The following is a 15,360-nucleotide window of genomic DNA, read 5'->3' as shown; positions in this document are numbered from 1 at the left end:
ATCAGTTTATCGCGGACACCATTGCACTCGACGAAGCTCGTGCCGTTACAGCGATCCGGCGGATGCGGGAACGCCTCAAGAAACCATCGAGCACGTCGACCATGCTTTCGAGTCGCCCTAAGCCGCTCTTTTTTGTCGAACAGTCTCGCATTCACCCCTGTCGAATTCATTTGAATATTCCCGCTGGATTGTTGCCTCTAGCTTGACTAGGAGAATGCGGCGCATGCGTTCGAGTTCGATGCGTTGAGCATCTGTGATTGCCGCCTTCTGACGTTCTACGAGCGCGGCATCTCGGGAGTTGAAGTCGTCGAATGCTGTTTGCATGATTGGATGTCCGTGCGGCAGACAATCTGCGGATTACCGTACCAGGACAATGCATGCTGATCTAAAAACAACCAGCCGCGTTAGGTCGTTACGCGACGCTCTGGCCGGCCTTTGCCGTCTGCAGATACAAACTTTCGAGTGTGTTGATCAGGTTCTGCAGGCCATAGGGCCTTGTGGCCTTGAGCCTGTCAACCGTAGGCGCCGGCAGGACGGCGCGCAGGTGCTGATCGATCCCCGTATCCGATCGCCAGTCGATGAATTTGTGCTCTCCGAACGAGCGATGGAAAAGCAAGGCAGTGCGACCGTAAATGGCTTGAATGCAGAAAAAGATCGCCCAGAGCTCAGGCGTTACGAAGAGACGCTCGCTTTCCATCTTGGTGGACTCTGAGAGCGTCATCTTCTCCGAAACCACATCGAAGCTGCGATAAAAATGCAAGGGGTCGAAGGCGCGGCCGCCCTCACCGGTCTCAAAATAGTGATCCAATTCTTCGGTCGTTAGAATCGTATCGAAATAGACGATATCGCCGAAGTGCTGTTTAAGGCTAAGGATCACAAGCCACAGTTTTTCGATGGCTTCGGACGAACGCTTATCCGCGACCGCGGCGCCGTGGATGTTGATGGTGTTCGCGGTGACTGTGTGAGCAGACAGCCCTCCTTGCTGATTTTCATTACGCACCGACTGATCGAGTAGGAGCAACGTCCCATTAGCGGCTTCCGCACCTTGAACGGGTGTCACGCTAGCTTCGTGATCACGCTTCATCTTGAGCAGGCGTTCGACCGTATAGGATTCAACGTCGGCATCGATCACGGTGTGATGGGTCGGGCAAAGCAGGACGAGATTGTCCACGCCGTTCCGCGCGGCGTCATCCTGGCTCGCGTCGAAACGCGGCCCCTTCGGGCTAGCTGCGGCGATGTGACAAATCTCGCCGATGACGGTTTCACCCTCGGTGATAGGAGACGTGCACTTGGGGAATGCACAGCGGTTGCCGGATTTCGAGAACAAGATTTTGAGAAGCGGGGGGCTGTAGGCGCTCATTTCGCATATCCCCTTGCTTCCTTGATACGCCATTGCCGGTCGCGGGCGGCTTCCGCCTCGCTAGCTGTGCCACAGGGCGTACTGCACACAGTCCCTCCCCGGCCAATGCGTCCCCAATCGCGGATAACGGCCCATTCGCCGAACAACGTGGGTTGCACGTCGATCTTGTAGAACCGCGCCATGTTCTCGTCCGCACCGATGCGCGTGAGGTAGTATGCTGTCATGCCGACGGCCCCATGTAACGGCATTCCAGCTTTATCTTATGCGCATTGCCGAATTGGTCGAACACGGCGAGCTTGACCAGCAATTTCTCGCCGCGCTTACCCCACACGGGTTTGAGGATCAGCGTGAAGGAGATGTGCCCGATCGCACCTTTCGGGATCATGTTGCGGGAGCTGTGCATGCCGTTGGCGCCCTCGACCATCAGCAGCTTTGTCTCGACCTCGGTGTATGTGGGCCAGATGACCTGGATATCGCTGGGCTGTACCGCGCAGTCCGAGATATTCGTGGCTTTCAGCGAGCCGCTGATTTGCATCAGCTCGATGTCGCCGTTCTTAGCGATGCCCCAGTGCGTGGGGTGCGTGTTGAGAGGCAGCAGGATGAGCGTCTTGCGCGGGACGCGAAAGCCGCCAGCACCCCTCCGACCCGTGAAAAGGCCGTGAACGATTTGGAACACGTAGTAGACGGGCTTGAGAACCGCGCCAGTAATTTCGAGGCCGGTCATGGTGTGAGCCTCGTGATGGTCATCCGGTTGACGTTGTAGCTGCGGGCAATCTCGGCCGGGCGACGCGGGCACCGCTGGCTGTGTCTTTGAAAATCGGATCGCACCCGGCAGCCTTCAACTGGGCCAGCTGGGCTTCGAATGTCAGCCCAGTGCTGCTGACACGGGCGTAAATCCGATGAGGCGATTTTGGGCTACTTTCGATCATGTCTATTTGTGCAGCGTAAGCCCTTGGAACCGCCCTGGCAAGCAAAGAACGCTCGGATTCTGAGCTTTGTTCTGGTCTTAGGACCGTAATCTGGTATTATTAGCGACGAGGCACTCGCTTTTAGGCTTTTTATGATGAACGGTGAGGATTTCCAGGCTTGGCGGGAGAGTTTCGGTCTGACGCAGACTGTCCTAGCGGATCGCGTGAAGGTAAGCCGGACGACGATTCAGAGCTGGGAGAACATGGAGGGCGAGTTGCCGCAGGCCGCCGCTAACATCAGACATATCTGGGATCGGCGGTTGAAGCAGGAATCGGCCCTGCACGGTCCCCTAACCCTAGTCTACGCGACCGCTCCGATGTTCGTTGACGCTTACCGCCCCCACGCTCAGCGAGCGGTCATGATCCAGGAGCCTCACCCGAACAATGCAGCGGTACTAGCCCGCGTGCAGCAGTTAAGCGGCCGCGTCGACTTTCACACGCCGTTTGTGTTGGAGAACGAACGACAGGACGTGTGGAACGCCGTCGAACTCGACCGGGTCTCAAAAGGGGACGATCACCAGGCTCCCACCCTTCAGAATTTGCTGTTCACAATTTCCCAAGACGTCCGGGAAGGCGCCAAATTCTACGTGCGAGCAGGCACCAAAACGCACACACCTGCACAGAAGCTCGCGCAAGAAGGCAAAATACATGCGCTGGCGGAAGAGCTCTTTCAGCTGAGCAGTCGTGGTCTCGCCCACATCGTTGATAGCGGACTGCGGATTGAGGAAATCTTCAAGGAGCTCCTGATGCTCGGAACAAAGGCTCCCGACGATTTAGTTTCGGCCGTAGCGTTCGCGCTCACCGCGCTCGAACAAAGCCCTATTCCAAGAGAGGAGCCCAGGATGGAAAGCGCCGGCAATTACGTAATCGACTATCGCGGTTACGAGATCAGCTATCAGTCTCCACCTATTTTCCCCAACCGGTGGGTTATCAACTTGAGTTCGACGAGCCCTCACTTGGTCAATCGTCTCGGTCAGGGCAACATCATCCTTGAAGACATCACGCTTGAGGGCGCTGTCAGCAAAGCAAAGCGTTATGTCGACGGGCTTCGCTAGGGTCGAGCTAAACTCATTCGACAGCCCTGCTGGATACCGAACCACGCACGGGAAGCCTAAATGCGTCTTGACCCGAACCGGCTGATTGTCGTCCTAGCCGTGCTAATCTCGCCGCCATGGCTAGCGCGTGGAAATTACCGAATCGAAATTGGCAGAGACGGCCTTAAGTTCGAGACAAATATCGCGAAGGCTCAGCCACGCTGATCTCAACTGACGACGATACAAAACACGACGAGCATTTCGCGTCGGCTTGAGACCTTTAAGTTGATCAGGATTACCAACTGGGCTTTAAAGGCCCTGGCTTCGATTTAGATGCCAAGGGATGGAAGGCAACACTTGCCGATTGCGATTGCTGCAATGGTCCTGTGGTTCTTTCACTGATCGCTACGAATGGTACAGCGATTCGTTCTCAGAAAAAAATGGACACTTACTTCTTACGCCTCGCGAACGCCTCGATCGCCTTTGAGAATATCTCGGGCCCTTGCCGAAGGCCAACGTTAACCCATAAATTGTAGCTCCTGGGTACCCAGCACCTCCAAGTACAAGCGAGATAATTCCGGCAATGATAATCCGCGAGCCCTTAACGGTTGCAAGCTGGTCAGCTATACGCGAAAGAATCTTGAGTACCTTCTCGCCCGCATCTTTTATTGCGGATGGCATCTCTTCATCTTCGATCGCTTCAAGGTCTGTGGCGATTTTATCCAGTGAGGCGACGACGTCGGCAGCGGAGTTTATCCGCAGCGTACGGAGAGCGTCAGCGGCGTCATGTATTCGCAAAGCCAACTCGTGACGCATCTCGCGTGGGGTTATATCCGTGCCCGGCAGTAATGACCCGGGAGAAGTCGGCGGATTTTCAAGAACAGCCCGGATTGCTTCGGCCAGAGCCTCGCGCGCCCTTTGCTCAGTTTCGTCGTCCGTTGCCTCGTACGGGTACACAACAAAACGATAGTCCTTGTGGTCAAAAGGTATGTGTCCGCCATCCTGAGCTAACAGAATAGTGGGAAGCTGTGTCGCATGGCGTACTCCAAGTTCGTAAAATCCATCAGACGTCAGATCAGTCACGTCTGCGATTACCAAATCGGCCGCTAGAACATGGTCCATAAACGCTCGGTTGATCGAGCCCGGTTCCCGAAAAGATTGAAAGTGCGTTATCTCGAAGTTGGGAAAGTTTTCCATCACAGGAGCAACAAGTGTCTCAAAGACGACCTCGCTTGCATTGGTTGGCGGGGCATCCTTGGTGCCTAAAGTCGAGAGATAAACGCAATTTTTCGCGGCCATGAAATCACCTAGTCAAAAGCCCTCCGAAGAGGGCTCGTCCAGCACCGCGCCGGGCCTTCGATTATGATTTCAACTTTAAGTACTTACAAGTGGCGCATGACGTTGGAGACGATGAAGATCGGGTACGGTAATTTGCACTCGGTGCGATGGCCACGTCGCGAAAATCCGACATGGCTGCCTTAGCGGAATCAGCGCGACTCGGAAAGAGATCGCTTGCGCGCTGGATTGAAATCCTGAGAGGATCCAAGCGCGGGGCGGTAGGCTGCCTCGCACACGGCAATTCGACCCCTGACCGGTCGCCCTAATCAGGCCGGTGACCAGCACCGCGAGGAAGCCCAGCGCGGCGAGGCGATACGAAGGCGGACATCGCGGTCCGTGAAGGCATGCACCCTTGCGAAACAGATCGTAAGGAATTTCATCTGGACGTGTACTTTGGTAACGTATAACTTCAGGTCGCAACCCCATTTTTCCAGCTGTGTAGTTTTTGAAGTAGCACCACGAGCAGATTTCGACCTCGAGCGAGCAAATAGGGCAGTAGAGCTCATAGCGAACTGGACAGGAAGATCGAGGACAATCCTCTCGGGTTTGAAGAAGGTCCGCCGTTCGAACAAGGGGGCCCGCTGTTCCCAGTACTTCATCCCTCTGCCCCGAAGGTGGCACGATGACGCGTGCTGATTCTGCAACTTCCGTCTCGATGCAGCAGCCTATGCGGCCGTCTTCCGGGCACGTCCGGACGGTCATGCAATTCCCAGCGCAATCTTCGGGCAACCAAGACGGGCAACCGGGCGGTGGAAGGAAATCGACGCACTACTGCAACCCGTTCCTACTCATGCAGGCTCTGCAGCCGAATGGCCCGTCGCCGCCATCCGGGCCGCAAATGCGAAAACGTGACCTTCCGGATGTTCTATACGGAGTGCTCGATCAAGCCGAAATCTCTGACGACGGAAGCGTCGTCCTCATGTTCGGCACGGTCGGAGGAGACTGGTTGCAGGCGCAACTTGCGTCGGCGGTGCCTGTCCCGCTCGACCCAGCAGGAAGCACACAGTTCTACGCTTCAATGCCTTTGTATCTGCTCGAAGTCCGGTACGACCTCGTTGACGTGACCGCGATCGGCGGCCCTACATCTTTCGGAACTTCGATCGAGGGAGCACTGCTGGGGCTCGAGGGCACCTGGGTAAGGATAGCGCTGGCCGACGGCGGAAGGCCCGCGGCCTTGTTCGACAATCTGTTCGGCCCCGCGATCGATGTCGGGGTGGTATCGATAGAGCCGGCCGCACCCGACGCAGGGCAGTTCCTGAATTCTCTCGATCCGCTCGATCCGGTGACTGGAGTGGCGGACGCAACTGAGCAGGAGATCGAGAACGCTCTCCGCTCTTCATCCACCTTGGACGAAATCGCGGTTTACGACGTAGGCCAAGGTTCGGCCAACGGCCTCATCTCGAATCAGGAAGTCGTCTGCTACTTCGATTTCGGGGGCGGCGCCGCTCCCAACACCTTCACGTTCCCCCCAGCGCTTACCTCGTTCTGCCAGTGCAACAGCCCGCCGATTATCCTATCGCATTGGGATCACGATCACTGGTCTTCGGAGGGCCGCGATACCCGCGTCCATACGCAGACATGGATTGTGCCGCGACAGACTTCGAACAGCACAAAACGCGCGCCTCATCATTCTTCACTCATCAAGGCAATCCAAGCTGCGGGCGGCTCCATTCTGGTTTGGCCGTTCGGACTGAGCACCAAACGGATTGGTCAGCTTGAAATCAGTCTATGCACGGGCTCCTCGAAAAACACCTCCGGGCTGTCGCTTGAGGTTCATCCGCCCACCGGCGTCACTGGGCTGCCCGTGCTCATGCCGGCCGACGCCGGATATGACGATCTCCGCGTGATTCCGGCAAGCGGCCAACACGACGCCATTCTGTGTCCCCACCACGGCGGCCGTTCGAATTCCCCGAGCATTCCGCAACCGCCTTCCGGATCGTATCAGAGACTGATCTATTCGTACGGTCCGAAAAACACGTACAAGCATCCGCTCTTCAACACCTACGATCCCCATCATTTGGCGGATTGGTTCGACAACCGGACAGGGGTTACCAAACCCACTCCCCCGCCACACATTGTGCGAAACACAGAAGACAGAACATCTAAAGGGCTCGGTCACGTGGGGTTCGACTGGACGACAAGCGCCTCGACCTCGGCACTCGCCTGCGGCGCAGACTTGGACATCCAGCAGAAGTGAGCGATCCGCTCGCGGCCGGAGCGGTCTGCCGAGGTTTCCAAAACTCCCATTTGAAGTATTTTCAGACCAGCGACATAGTTGAGGGACCAGCGTACTCTACACGCTCGAATCGCATCAGCATGGCGAGCTAGAATCGGCCAAGATGCCACTGCAGTTCTCCACCCACGCACGTTTAAATGTCTGATTTTTGGAACAATATACCCGCTGGCTTTACCAGTGAAGCCGATGTCGAGCTGCGTCTCATCGTCCCGCTGTTGAAGGAACTAGGCTATGAGCCTGACGATATCGCCTCGAAGTATCCAGTAGAGTTCCGTGAAGGGCGAGTGGGACGCCGGCCTGAAGCCGACTTCGTTTGCTTCAACGGCCCTCTGCATACCCGAAATACCTCGCTACTGGTCATCGAAGCGAAGGCACCGGGCGAAACTTTGCCAAATGGCAAGTCGCAGGGAGAGTCGTACGCGGCGAACCTAAAGGTGCCGCTGCTAGTTCTGACGAACGGTGAGCAGATCGAAATCTGGCAGCTTAAGGCGACGCAGGATAGTGAACGCGTTTTCGAAGGACCGGTCTCAGCTCTTGCGGCAAACCGCGGCATGGTCGAGCAACTTTTGGCCAAGAGGGCCATCGCCGACTATTGCCGCACTTTCCACGTCAAAACGATTCTCGAGGCTTCGTCCGACTTTGCTCGTTACGAAACGGAGGAGCTAAGGCGAACTGCTCGGTATGCCGCCTCAATTGATCGAACGGTCTCTCGTGCTGGCGCAGCGAGGAACCTGCAGACGGGCATGCTTTTAACGGAATGCCCGTCCGGGTGCGTCGTCGTGGCCCCTTCAGGGTATGGAAAAACGACGCTCTCCAACCGACTGTTGCGGCAGGCCATTGAAAATCGCTGGCGCGACGCCGGCGCGCGCCTGCCGTTCGACGTTCCCGTGATCGATCTTGAGGAAACGGGAGCCTCCGTGCTCGAATTCATGCAGCGCCGGTTGTCGGCGCATCAGCCAAGCGTAACAGAGTCCGCGTTGAAGGACCGCTTGCGCACGGCTGGAGCAACAATCGTTTGCGATGAATTCGACAGGGCATCGCCCCGGTTCCGGCGGCATCTTTGCACCGAAATAAAGAATCTGCTCCGTGACTACCCGCTTCTCCAAATCATCGTGTTCTCCCGCGACGCAGCCCGACCTGACGTCGCTCTTCCTCTGTTCACGCTGAACCCGCTGACGGTGCCCGAGCAGCGCGACGTCGAAAAAATTATTCTGGATGATGGGAGCGGCGATTTCTTCTCGGTCATCGGCATGATGTCTCCTACGTTGGGGGCTCTTTGCGAGAATCCGCTTTTGCTGCAGCTGACATTGGATTTCTGGAAGCGCGAACACGCATTTCCGAGCAGCCTCCTACCGCTGTTCCAATCTTGGCTCAAAACCGTGCTGAAGGCCGAAGAGGGGGACGTGGTCTCCTCGATTCGTCGGGAGGCGGGCCTCACCCTGATTGCAGACGCAACCCTCGATGGGCCGATTGCAGGGGAACATTTGCTGACGCTCATGCAGCAAGCCGACATTCCGCCTGTTGTCCTGAATGAATTGGTCGCATGCGATGCCGCTCGGATGAACGGTTCAGCGATTGAAGTCCATCATGAAGCGCTCGCGGACTATCTGCGAGCCAAGAAGATTGCATGCGGATCCGAAGTCGAGTTGCTCGAGCGAATACCGACACTGCCCATGGCGCCAGATTCGTTTTTCCCAGTCTTGCTGATGGCGCAGCTACCGTCGCGCCGACTCCAATTGGCGTTATGGAAGCGCCTGACTGAAGCCGGGCCATCTGTGTACTTCGACGCGCTTCGATATCGTTTTGACGTTTCAGCGGAGCTGGACAAGCTCGATCCGGGAAAGCTGTCAGAAGAATACCTGAGTGAACTACTTGAAGGGATCGAGCAGCCTCTCGAAAGCTTTTTCGGCGTACTGCGTGAGACCGTTATTGAACAAATCACCGGCGAGCGAGGAAGCGAATTAGCCGTAACAGGCACCATCGATGTTCCATCCCGTCAGCTTTCCTATAAGCTGCATTTAAGGGGCTCGCCTGAGGGGCCATCCGTTGTGGCACGGCCCCCATCCTTCCCAGGCATCATTCGTGGTGTAAGCCTGGATCTGTCAGATTATCGCTTGGACAGCGCGCGCCTGGTGGCCATTGCGCTTTTGAAGGAGAGCATCCTAAGTGGGGTGAAGTCACAGGCCTTCCGGGGCGGCCTGGCGCTGGCTCGAGACAGGCTAGTAGGGCGATGTCGGTTTCTTGTGAAAGAATATGATCTCCCGCTGACGCTGGACATGGACCTCGACGCGCTCGAACGGTTCTTAAGGCCGCACCAAGACAAGAGCGTGATACCTGCACCCTCCACTGACGAACGATTCTCGATTCAGGAACTGCTCGACGACCTTGTGGTCCTACGTGCCGGTGGCGTGACAGCACTGGAACCGTGGTGGATCAGGCTCGGCTGGGATGAGAACTTAGATGCACAGTCGGACGATACGATAAGCCGGGTCCTGAACGAACAATACCGCCGGGCGCAAGCCATCTACGCTGAAATTGTGCAAGCAACCTACTCGGCGATCACCAAGGAAATGACCTTCTTTCCTGTGCTACCCGTGCGCTGGAGGCTCACGGTGGTGCGGCAGGTTCCGCCCCGCATGGGTTCGACGATCTACTTTAGTTGGTCACCAGTGGCGACTTGGCAGGAGGCTGGCGCCGACGTGACTTTTGACAGCCGAGCTCCCTTCGCGGATATAGGGCAATTAGAACAGGAGGTCGAGCAAACCCGCACGGCTCTGGCCGCGCTCGGCCGACCCAACGCCAATATTCCTCGGTACGGCGGCTTCACCCAGCTTTCGGATTTCTCCGGTCGGCAATGGACTGGTCACTTCGACGGAGCAACGCCCGCCATCCACGATGCTTGCAGTCTGCTTACCCACGATCTCGAGAGAGTCTTCTCGTCGATGCCTCATCGAGACTGATATTGGAAATCGGCCTTGCTCCAAGGCCGCGCCTTGGAGCTCCTTTGCAGGTGATCATAGCCTTGGAGCCTTGGGAGGACGCCACAATGGATGAACTAAAGAAATTCGCGCATTGGTGGAGCCTGCTTGGTGTCGCAGGCGCGGCGATCACTGCAGCCGCAGTCAATCAGCAGAACCCGATCGGAATGTATTTTGGCGCCGCTCTCTTGTTTGTTGGGGTTGGCGAATGGATCTGCCGTCCAGAGAAAACTGAAATCTTCAATGGTCCCACTCCGGGCTCCTTTATTACGAAGAGAAGCAATCCGTGGAAGCCAAAGCTTCTTGGCATTTTGTTTGATCTTGCGGGCCTTTCAGCCTTTGCCCGCGTGATCTATCTCGTGGCGCTAGCGCCATAGTACCGCATCAATCGTGACAAGACGATCTGCCACTGCCGGGTAGGTCATTGATCTGAAACGCTCACGTTTGTCTGGGACTCTCAGCGTTAGCCGATCTTTGAGTTGGCACCCTATTGCGTCCTGCCCAAGCTGCCCATCGCGCTCCGTTCAGAGATATCATTACTTTCAACTCGATGTCGACGACTGCCCGCTTACCGATTTTGTATGGCCCCCAGGAGCTTTTTAGCTCCTTCCCATCTTTGTCGTTGCCTTTGAGTTCAATTGCATATGGAGCATCTGATTCTACTGGACGACCGGCAGTCTGTGGATATCGACCTTTATCGCGCACGAAGAACCGCCAAAACTTGTTTTTTGGTGATGAACCTGGAATCGACCCAGCTACGGCGTCGTTGATCCAAACGGCTACAGTGCCGACGGCCTTATCGCGCAAAAGCGTGACCGCTATCCACGCATGCTGTTCGTCCAGTTGCGGCGGCGGCGGTTGTTCTTCCACGCTAGTCGGACGAAAGCCGAATGCCTGGAAGATCTTGTTAACACCAGCGCGTCCGCCGGCCACAATCATTGCCGTGAGCAGTGTCCCGGGTAAGCCGTCCCAGCTAGCCAGCTCGACTGTCCTGGATGTACCGGTGTAGATACCGATCAGCTGGTTCGCGATATCGAGATTGAATAACAGCACCAAAGCGAGCGAGAAAATGAACGCGACCAGTGCATTCGTGCTGCGCGAATCGAAATAGCTGAGAAATGGCCGCCATCGGAACAGAAGGGCAAGCCCGTTTTCCACCAGAACCGCAAGAATGAACAGCACGAAGATCGCCTTGAACGAGGCATCATAGATGTTGGGGCTGTCTAGCGTCGGTGCTCGCGGCCGCACGCTGATCTCGATCGGCGTCTGTGGCGCATCCCCGATCTTGTAGCTCACCTTATCCTCGAGCTCACGCGCCCCTGCAGGCGGCAGGTATATCAGCGTCGTCTGGGGTTCGGGTCTTTTGTCTCGGATAGAGCCACGGCTCCTCCCCGCTCGGACACCGCGTCCTTGACCTGTCCGTTGACGGGCGGTCCAAGCACGACGACCCCGCCCGGGGCGACCTCGAATTTTGCATACGCCGTAGTAATTGGGGTCAGCACCAGAATGGCGAGAGCTATTACTGCCCGCCCCACAATATTGAAATTCATTGCAAGGCCTTTCGCGCTCAAATTTTCTTCAACGGCAATTCGATGGCTATTCCCTTGCCCGCGATGCGTTGACGGATGATCTCGAATCCGAGCTTCTGCATCGCCGTGTAGGCTTCACGCCCTTCCCAGATCGCGTTGATTCGCTCGCGCAACTCATCCTGCTCTTCGCTACCCGTCAGAACAGCGGTGCAATATTGCTGCAGCAGCGCGCGTGCACTGCCAAGCGCGAGTTTGCGCGCCTTCACGAGCACCTCGCGGCGATTCAGACCCAAAAGGTGAAGCGTCTGCTTGCCCATCTCGGTTCTCGCAACGACCTCGCCGGTATCGAGAAACTGCAAGTGATCATTTGGCTCGTCCTTGCTCGGATTGATGAGCAGGGCGATTTCCCTCTTCTCTTCATCGGGTTCGGATGCGCGGAATCCGTCGACCGGGAAGCGATCCGCCTTGCCCGCACCCTCGTCCTTGCCCGCGCCGTGTTTACGATAGCGGTTGCAGTCAATGCAGGCCGGGAACAGGTTGTCCCAATCGTAAGCCAGCCAGTAGTAGCCAGGATGATCGATTTCGCCCCACTTGCTGACCTTGACCCTGATTGGCCTAAAATTGTCATCGGCAACGCGGCCCTTGGGGCGGAAATGCTCGACGTCGCCGGGCTGATTGCTTCCGATCACAGTCTCGCAGTAAGCGCACTTTTGGTTGAACACCTTCAGCAGAAAGCTCATGTACTTCTTGTAGAGCTGGTCACTGACTGTAGTGTCGCCCCGTTTCTTGAACTCCTTGATCAGTTCGCCGCGTTCGCGCGTAGCTTCGGTGAAGACGTCCTGCCAGGCCGAGTCCTGTTGCGGGTCTTTTGCTACCCTGATCATGAGATCGCTCCCGACTTTGCCGCGCTTGCCGCCTCGAAGTGCTTGCGTAAGGCTTCGGTCTCTTCGGCCGACCACTCCTCTGGCTCTGTGGACTTGGCAACGGCGGCCTCGGTGATCGCGCCGTAGCTCACATTGTTCAGGCGCTTGCCGAGTTCCTGCAGCTCCTTCTCCTCTGGCTCGGTCCGCTTCACCTTCTCGAACAGGTCGTAGTACCGGTGAATAAGACGCTCTGTCTCCGGGTTTCGGTCCGACTGCAGGCCGAACACCACGCTCGTCAGGATTTCCTGGCTGCTGCGACCGTAGAAATCGAGATCAAATGGCAGCGGACCGACACGTCCGCTGCGCGGGTCGCGCTCCAGGACGCACATTTCCTTGCCGCGCAGCGCTCCTGCGAGCAGCGGCGAATGGGAGGTAGCGATCACCTGGACATTCGGGAAGAACTTCTTCGATAGTTCGACCAGTCGCCTCTGCCAATCCGGATGCAGGTGCGCGTCAATTTCGTCGATCAGGGTGATCGCGTGCTGCTTCTGCGGCTCGGATGCGTGCGGATAAAAGTCGTACATCCGTTGCACCAGCACGCCGAGCCAGTTGAAGATCGATACCATACCCTGGCTCAGATCATCGAACGGGACGTCTTCGGGCGAAGCAACGTCGCTGTCATCGATCTTCACACGGATGACATAGCTGCTGTCGAGCGGCGCAAGTTTGCGGAACATGCCGGGGACCACATCACGGATGATGTTGTCGAGCAGAGTCTTCTTCGCCAAAGCGCGTGCGTCTCCGCGCCCGGCCTGCTCCAGCACGTTGATCAGCCACTGCTTGAAACTGCCTAGTCTGCGGTCGACCTCACCGCTCACCAGCGGCAGCACGTCCGCGGGCTCCGCAAGACGAGCCTCGATCGGCGCCACACCCTTCGGATTGATTGAGGGAGCTCCGCGCAGGGCTGGGAAGCCGAGCACCAGCGCCAGACCGCCCTGCACCGGCGTGGTCGCGCTCGGCACCACGGATACGTCGCGATTACGCACGAGCCGCGTGCGCACGACCTGCGAGCCGAAGGTGAGCTCGATTGCTGCTTCGCTTTTCCCCACCTGGAGCAGGCGTGTGGCGGCAGCCCCCGCTTCATTTCCGCAGAGCGCAAGACCGATGGCCTGCAAGATGCTCGACTTACCGCAACCATTGGGACCGAAGATCACCGTCCATGCCGCACCCGGGACACCGGAAATCTCCGTCTGGAATTTCAGATCAAGGTTGTCGAAGAGACCAATATTGGAGAGCTTGATCGCCTCAATCCGGCCGGTCGCGAACTCATTGGACGAGCCCTGCGGCCGAGCACGGGCCGGCGCTGTGTCGCGAGCGCGAGAGGCCAGCTTCCCAACAAAGTCCGTTACCGCGGTGTGGGTCGCATCCGCAGTGTAGGGCAGAAGCGTCACGCCGAATCGCGATAGTGTCGCACCCAGCAGGCCGATGTCATGGCGATCGGGCACGAGCGCGAAATGCCGCTCGCCTGTAATCTCCAAGTCGACACCAACCGCCTGAAGGAATTGCTCAAGCGTGGTGGCGCCGACGCCGATGAACATGAAATTCTGCGTTTGAAGCAAAAGCGCCATCTGGCGCTGAAACTCCGGCCAGCGCGCGAGGTTGCGGCGGAATTCGGTCATCGACAGCGACAGGGAATCGGGGCGGTCGAGGTCGCCCATCGGCCGCAGGAACGGATACGTACCGCTCTTGATGGCGTTCGGGAGCTCACTCGCTTGGTCGAGCGCGAACTTCGCCCAGCCGGACTTTGCCGCGAAGATTCCGTCCGCCAGCGTGTCGCGCGCGAGCGTAACGGCGCCGCGCCAGGCAAGGCCAGCCAGAGTCGTGTGCAGGGAGCGATTGGGCCGCGTCCCGGAGACAATCTGTTGCATCTCGCGCGCGATGCGCTCGTGTGGGACCGCGGCTGCGATTGCGTCCATGACTTTGTTAAAGCCGTCGCCGGACACCGCCAATTTTGCCTCGGCTTCGACGCTGTCAATCAGGCTCTTCGGCAGCCCATCGCGCAGGCCCTCCACCAGCCTGGTCACGAAAGCCGGGCCATCCGGGAATCCCGCCTGCGCGGAGGCGCCTCCGCCGAGCGCCAGCATCGCGCGTCCTTCCGCGAGCGCCGTCAGTAACGCCGATGGCAGCTCGGGTGTCGGCAATACCGGCCGCGCTAGCGCGGTCGCGTCAGCTTCAGGCTGCTTGAACGGAACCACAACGGGTGGATCGAGATCGAGCTTATGAGGCTTGGCCCGAACAGCACGAAACGCGACCAGGCCGAACAGCCCAAAGAGCACCACGCCAGCCGCTGAGAAGCCGATCAGGGCCAGCAAAGGGCTGCGAACTGTAATATTGAACGGGTTCGACTTGATACCGGTGTCGCGGTCGATAAGGTAGACGATATGGGACGAGCCCCAGTTGACGCCGAGGAACGTCGAGCGCACTTGGTTGTCCAGCGTGAATACAATCGATCCCTTCATCCGATCAACGCGTGCGTTGCTTGGGCTTGCCTGGGGTGAATCCGGAAGGCGCGTCGAGGCAATACCCCGAACGATAGTCTCGCCATCGATGGCGACTGCCAGCCGATCCTGCGCCTCGCCCATGTTCAGCCGCGCGCTGGAGTCGTCCACATACCGCACGAGGAGTTCGAAATACCCGATCGCTGCGCTGCCGAGGATCACGGGGGACGGCTCGATGGCGCCGAGATTAAGATCAAGGATCTGGAACGAGGACCCAGGCTGGACCGGTATCTCAGCCTTGCCCGGTGCCGACTTGTCGATGGCCGGGCGTTGCTGAGCGCTTGGCGATGTCTGCTGCACATTCAACGGTATCTGCTGGGCGTTCAGCGGCTGCTGAACGTCCTGCGGAGGCGCGCCACCGCCTGGCTTGTCCGTGGCAAACGATGGAGCGGCGGCAAGCATCAGCGTGACGACTGGAACGGCAATCGCCCGGCGCGCTCGCCACACCGAAATCATCATCGCACGCATCGCATTTCCCCTTCCCCTTCGACAACGT

Annotated in this window: 13 protein-coding genes; 4 read left to right on the top strand and 9 right to left on the bottom strand. The window is 57.9% G+C overall.

Annotated features, from left to right (window positions below; translation table 11 throughout):
* Positions 1 to 117: 117 nt before the first annotated feature.
* The 5 genes from ACNJYA_RS11105 to ACNJYA_RS11085 all read right to left on the bottom strand — a co-directional run bounded on the left by ACNJYA_RS11105 (position 118) and on the right by ACNJYA_RS11085 (position 2,289).
* Positions 118 to 324 carry a hypothetical protein gene (locus ACNJYA_RS11105; RefSeq protein WP_439402877.1) on the bottom strand — a complete coding sequence of 69 codons (207 nt, stop codon included), beginning with the start codon at positions 322 to 324 and terminating at the stop codon, positions 118 to 120.
* A gap of 88 nt (positions 325 to 412) precedes the next feature.
* Complete coding sequence (locus tag ACNJYA_RS11100) at positions 413 to 1,360, bottom strand: hypothetical protein (protein WP_439402876.1); 948 nt, start codon at positions 1,358 to 1,360, stop codon at positions 413 to 415.
* Positions 1,357 to 1,584, bottom strand: a complete 228-nt coding sequence (locus tag ACNJYA_RS11095) for a WGR domain-containing protein (RefSeq protein WP_439402875.1) — start codon at positions 1,582 to 1,584, stop codon at positions 1,357 to 1,359. Before ACNJYA_RS11095 ends, ACNJYA_RS11100 begins: the two co-directional genes overlap by 4 nt.
* Complete coding sequence (locus tag ACNJYA_RS11090; protein WP_439402874.1) at positions 1,581 to 2,084, bottom strand: hypothetical protein; 504 nt, start codon at positions 2,082 to 2,084, stop codon at positions 1,581 to 1,583. Before ACNJYA_RS11090 ends, ACNJYA_RS11095 begins: the two co-directional genes overlap by 4 nt.
* A 19-nt stretch (positions 2,085 to 2,103) precedes the next feature.
* Positions 2,104 to 2,289, bottom strand: coding sequence for a recombinase family protein (locus tag ACNJYA_RS11085; RefSeq protein WP_439402873.1), 186 nt, complete (start codon positions 2,287 to 2,289; stop codon positions 2,104 to 2,106).
* A gap of 134 nt (positions 2,290 to 2,423) precedes the next feature.
* Here ACNJYA_RS11085 and ACNJYA_RS11080 point away from each other — a divergent pair, with 134 nt between their 5' ends.
* On the top strand, positions 2,424 to 3,383 hold the full coding sequence (locus ACNJYA_RS11080; RefSeq protein WP_439402872.1) for a helix-turn-helix domain-containing protein: 960 nt from the start codon (positions 2,424 to 2,426) through the stop codon (positions 3,381 to 3,383).
* Between the two features lie 384 nt (positions 3,384 to 3,767).
* Here the strand turns inward: ACNJYA_RS11080 and ACNJYA_RS11075 are convergent, their stop codons facing one another.
* Entirely contained in the window at positions 3,768 to 4,661 is an 894-nt protein-coding gene (locus ACNJYA_RS11075) for a hypothetical protein (protein WP_439402871.1), read from the bottom strand.
* Between the two features lie 913 nt (positions 4,662 to 5,574).
* Here ACNJYA_RS11075 and ACNJYA_RS11070 point away from each other — a divergent pair.
* The 3 genes from ACNJYA_RS11070 to ACNJYA_RS11060 all read left to right on the top strand — a co-directional run bounded on the left by ACNJYA_RS11070 (position 5,575) and on the right by ACNJYA_RS11060 (position 10,291).
* Positions 5,575 to 6,897: a hypothetical protein gene (locus ACNJYA_RS11070; RefSeq protein ID WP_439402870.1), complete on the top strand. Its 1,323-nt coding sequence runs from the start codon at positions 5,575 to 5,577 to the stop codon at positions 6,895 to 6,897.
* 176 nt (positions 6,898 to 7,073) lie between these two features.
* Positions 7,074 to 9,896, top strand: coding sequence for a type I restriction enzyme HsdR N-terminal domain-containing protein (locus tag ACNJYA_RS11065; RefSeq protein ID WP_439402869.1), 2,823 nt, complete (start codon positions 7,074 to 7,076; stop codon positions 9,894 to 9,896).
* An 86-nt stretch (positions 9,897 to 9,982) separates the two neighbouring features.
* Positions 9,983 to 10,291, top strand: a complete 309-nt coding sequence (locus ACNJYA_RS11060) for a hypothetical protein (protein WP_439402868.1) — start codon at positions 9,983 to 9,985, stop codon at positions 10,289 to 10,291.
* A gap of 61 nt (positions 10,292 to 10,352) precedes the next feature.
* Here the strand turns inward: ACNJYA_RS11060 and ACNJYA_RS11055 are convergent, their stop codons facing one another.
* The 3 genes from ACNJYA_RS11055 to ACNJYA_RS11045 all read right to left on the bottom strand — a co-directional run bounded on the left by ACNJYA_RS11055 (position 10,353) and on the right by ACNJYA_RS11045 (position 15,332).
* Positions 10,353 to 11,210 (bottom strand): hypothetical protein, encoded by an 858-nt coding sequence (locus ACNJYA_RS11055; RefSeq protein WP_439402867.1) that lies wholly within the window; start codon positions 11,208 to 11,210, stop codon positions 10,353 to 10,355.
* 271 nt (positions 11,211 to 11,481) lie between these two features.
* Positions 11,482 to 12,327 carry a hypothetical protein gene (locus ACNJYA_RS11050; protein WP_439402866.1) on the bottom strand — a complete coding sequence of 282 codons (846 nt, stop codon included), beginning with the start codon at positions 12,325 to 12,327 and terminating at the stop codon, positions 11,482 to 11,484.
* Positions 12,324 to 15,332: an AAA family ATPase gene (locus ACNJYA_RS11045; protein WP_439402865.1), complete on the bottom strand. Its 3,009-nt coding sequence runs from the start codon at positions 15,330 to 15,332 to the stop codon at positions 12,324 to 12,326. The genes ACNJYA_RS11050 and ACNJYA_RS11045 overlap by 4 nt, the downstream gene beginning before the upstream one ends.
* Positions 15,333 to 15,360: the final 28 nt, after the last annotated feature.

Source organism: Bradyrhizobium sp. BLXBL-01, assembly GCF_051853025.1.
Classification (GTDB): domain Bacteria; phylum Pseudomonadota; class Alphaproteobacteria; order Rhizobiales; family Xanthobacteraceae; genus Bradyrhizobium.
Note: the sequence above shows the minus strand (reverse complement) of the source record. Positions and strands in the feature narration are given on the sequence as shown.

Excerpts from the sequence above, each read along its gene's own strand:
- ACNJYA_RS11050 (WP_439402866.1), bottom strand. The coding sequence starts at position 12,327 with ATGATCAGGGTAGCAAAAGACCCGCAACAGGACTCGGCCTGGCAGGAC.
- ACNJYA_RS11095 (WP_439402875.1), bottom strand. The coding sequence starts at position 1,584 with ATGACAGCATACTACCTCACGCGCATCGGTGCGGACGAGAACATGGCG.
- ACNJYA_RS11065 (WP_439402869.1), top strand. The coding sequence starts at position 7,074 with ATGTCTGATTTTTGGAACAATATACCCGCTGGCTTTACCAGTGAAGCC.
- ACNJYA_RS11090 (WP_439402874.1), bottom strand. The coding sequence starts at position 2,084 with ATGACCGGCCTCGAAATTACTGGCGCGGTTCTCAAGCCCGTCTACTAC.
- ACNJYA_RS11105 (WP_439402877.1), bottom strand. The coding sequence starts at position 324 with ATGCAAACAGCATTCGACGACTTCAACTCCCGAGATGCCGCGCTCGTA.
- ACNJYA_RS11060 (WP_439402868.1), top strand. The coding sequence starts at position 9,983 with ATGGATGAACTAAAGAAATTCGCGCATTGGTGGAGCCTGCTTGGTGTC.
- ACNJYA_RS11075 (WP_439402871.1), bottom strand. The coding sequence starts at position 4,661 with ATGGCCGCGAAAAATTGCGTTTATCTCTCGACTTTAGGCACCAAGGAT.
- ACNJYA_RS11045 (WP_439402865.1), bottom strand. The coding sequence starts at position 15,332 with ATGCGTGCGATGATGATTTCGGTGTGGCGAGCGCGCCGGGCGATTGCC.
- ACNJYA_RS11100 (WP_439402876.1), bottom strand. The coding sequence starts at position 1,360 with ATGAGCGCCTACAGCCCCCCGCTTCTCAAAATCTTGTTCTCGAAATCC.
- ACNJYA_RS11085 (WP_439402873.1), bottom strand. The coding sequence starts at position 2,289 with ATGATCGAAAGTAGCCCAAAATCGCCTCATCGGATTTACGCCCGTGTC.
- ACNJYA_RS11080 (WP_439402872.1), top strand. The coding sequence starts at position 2,424 with ATGAACGGTGAGGATTTCCAGGCTTGGCGGGAGAGTTTCGGTCTGACG.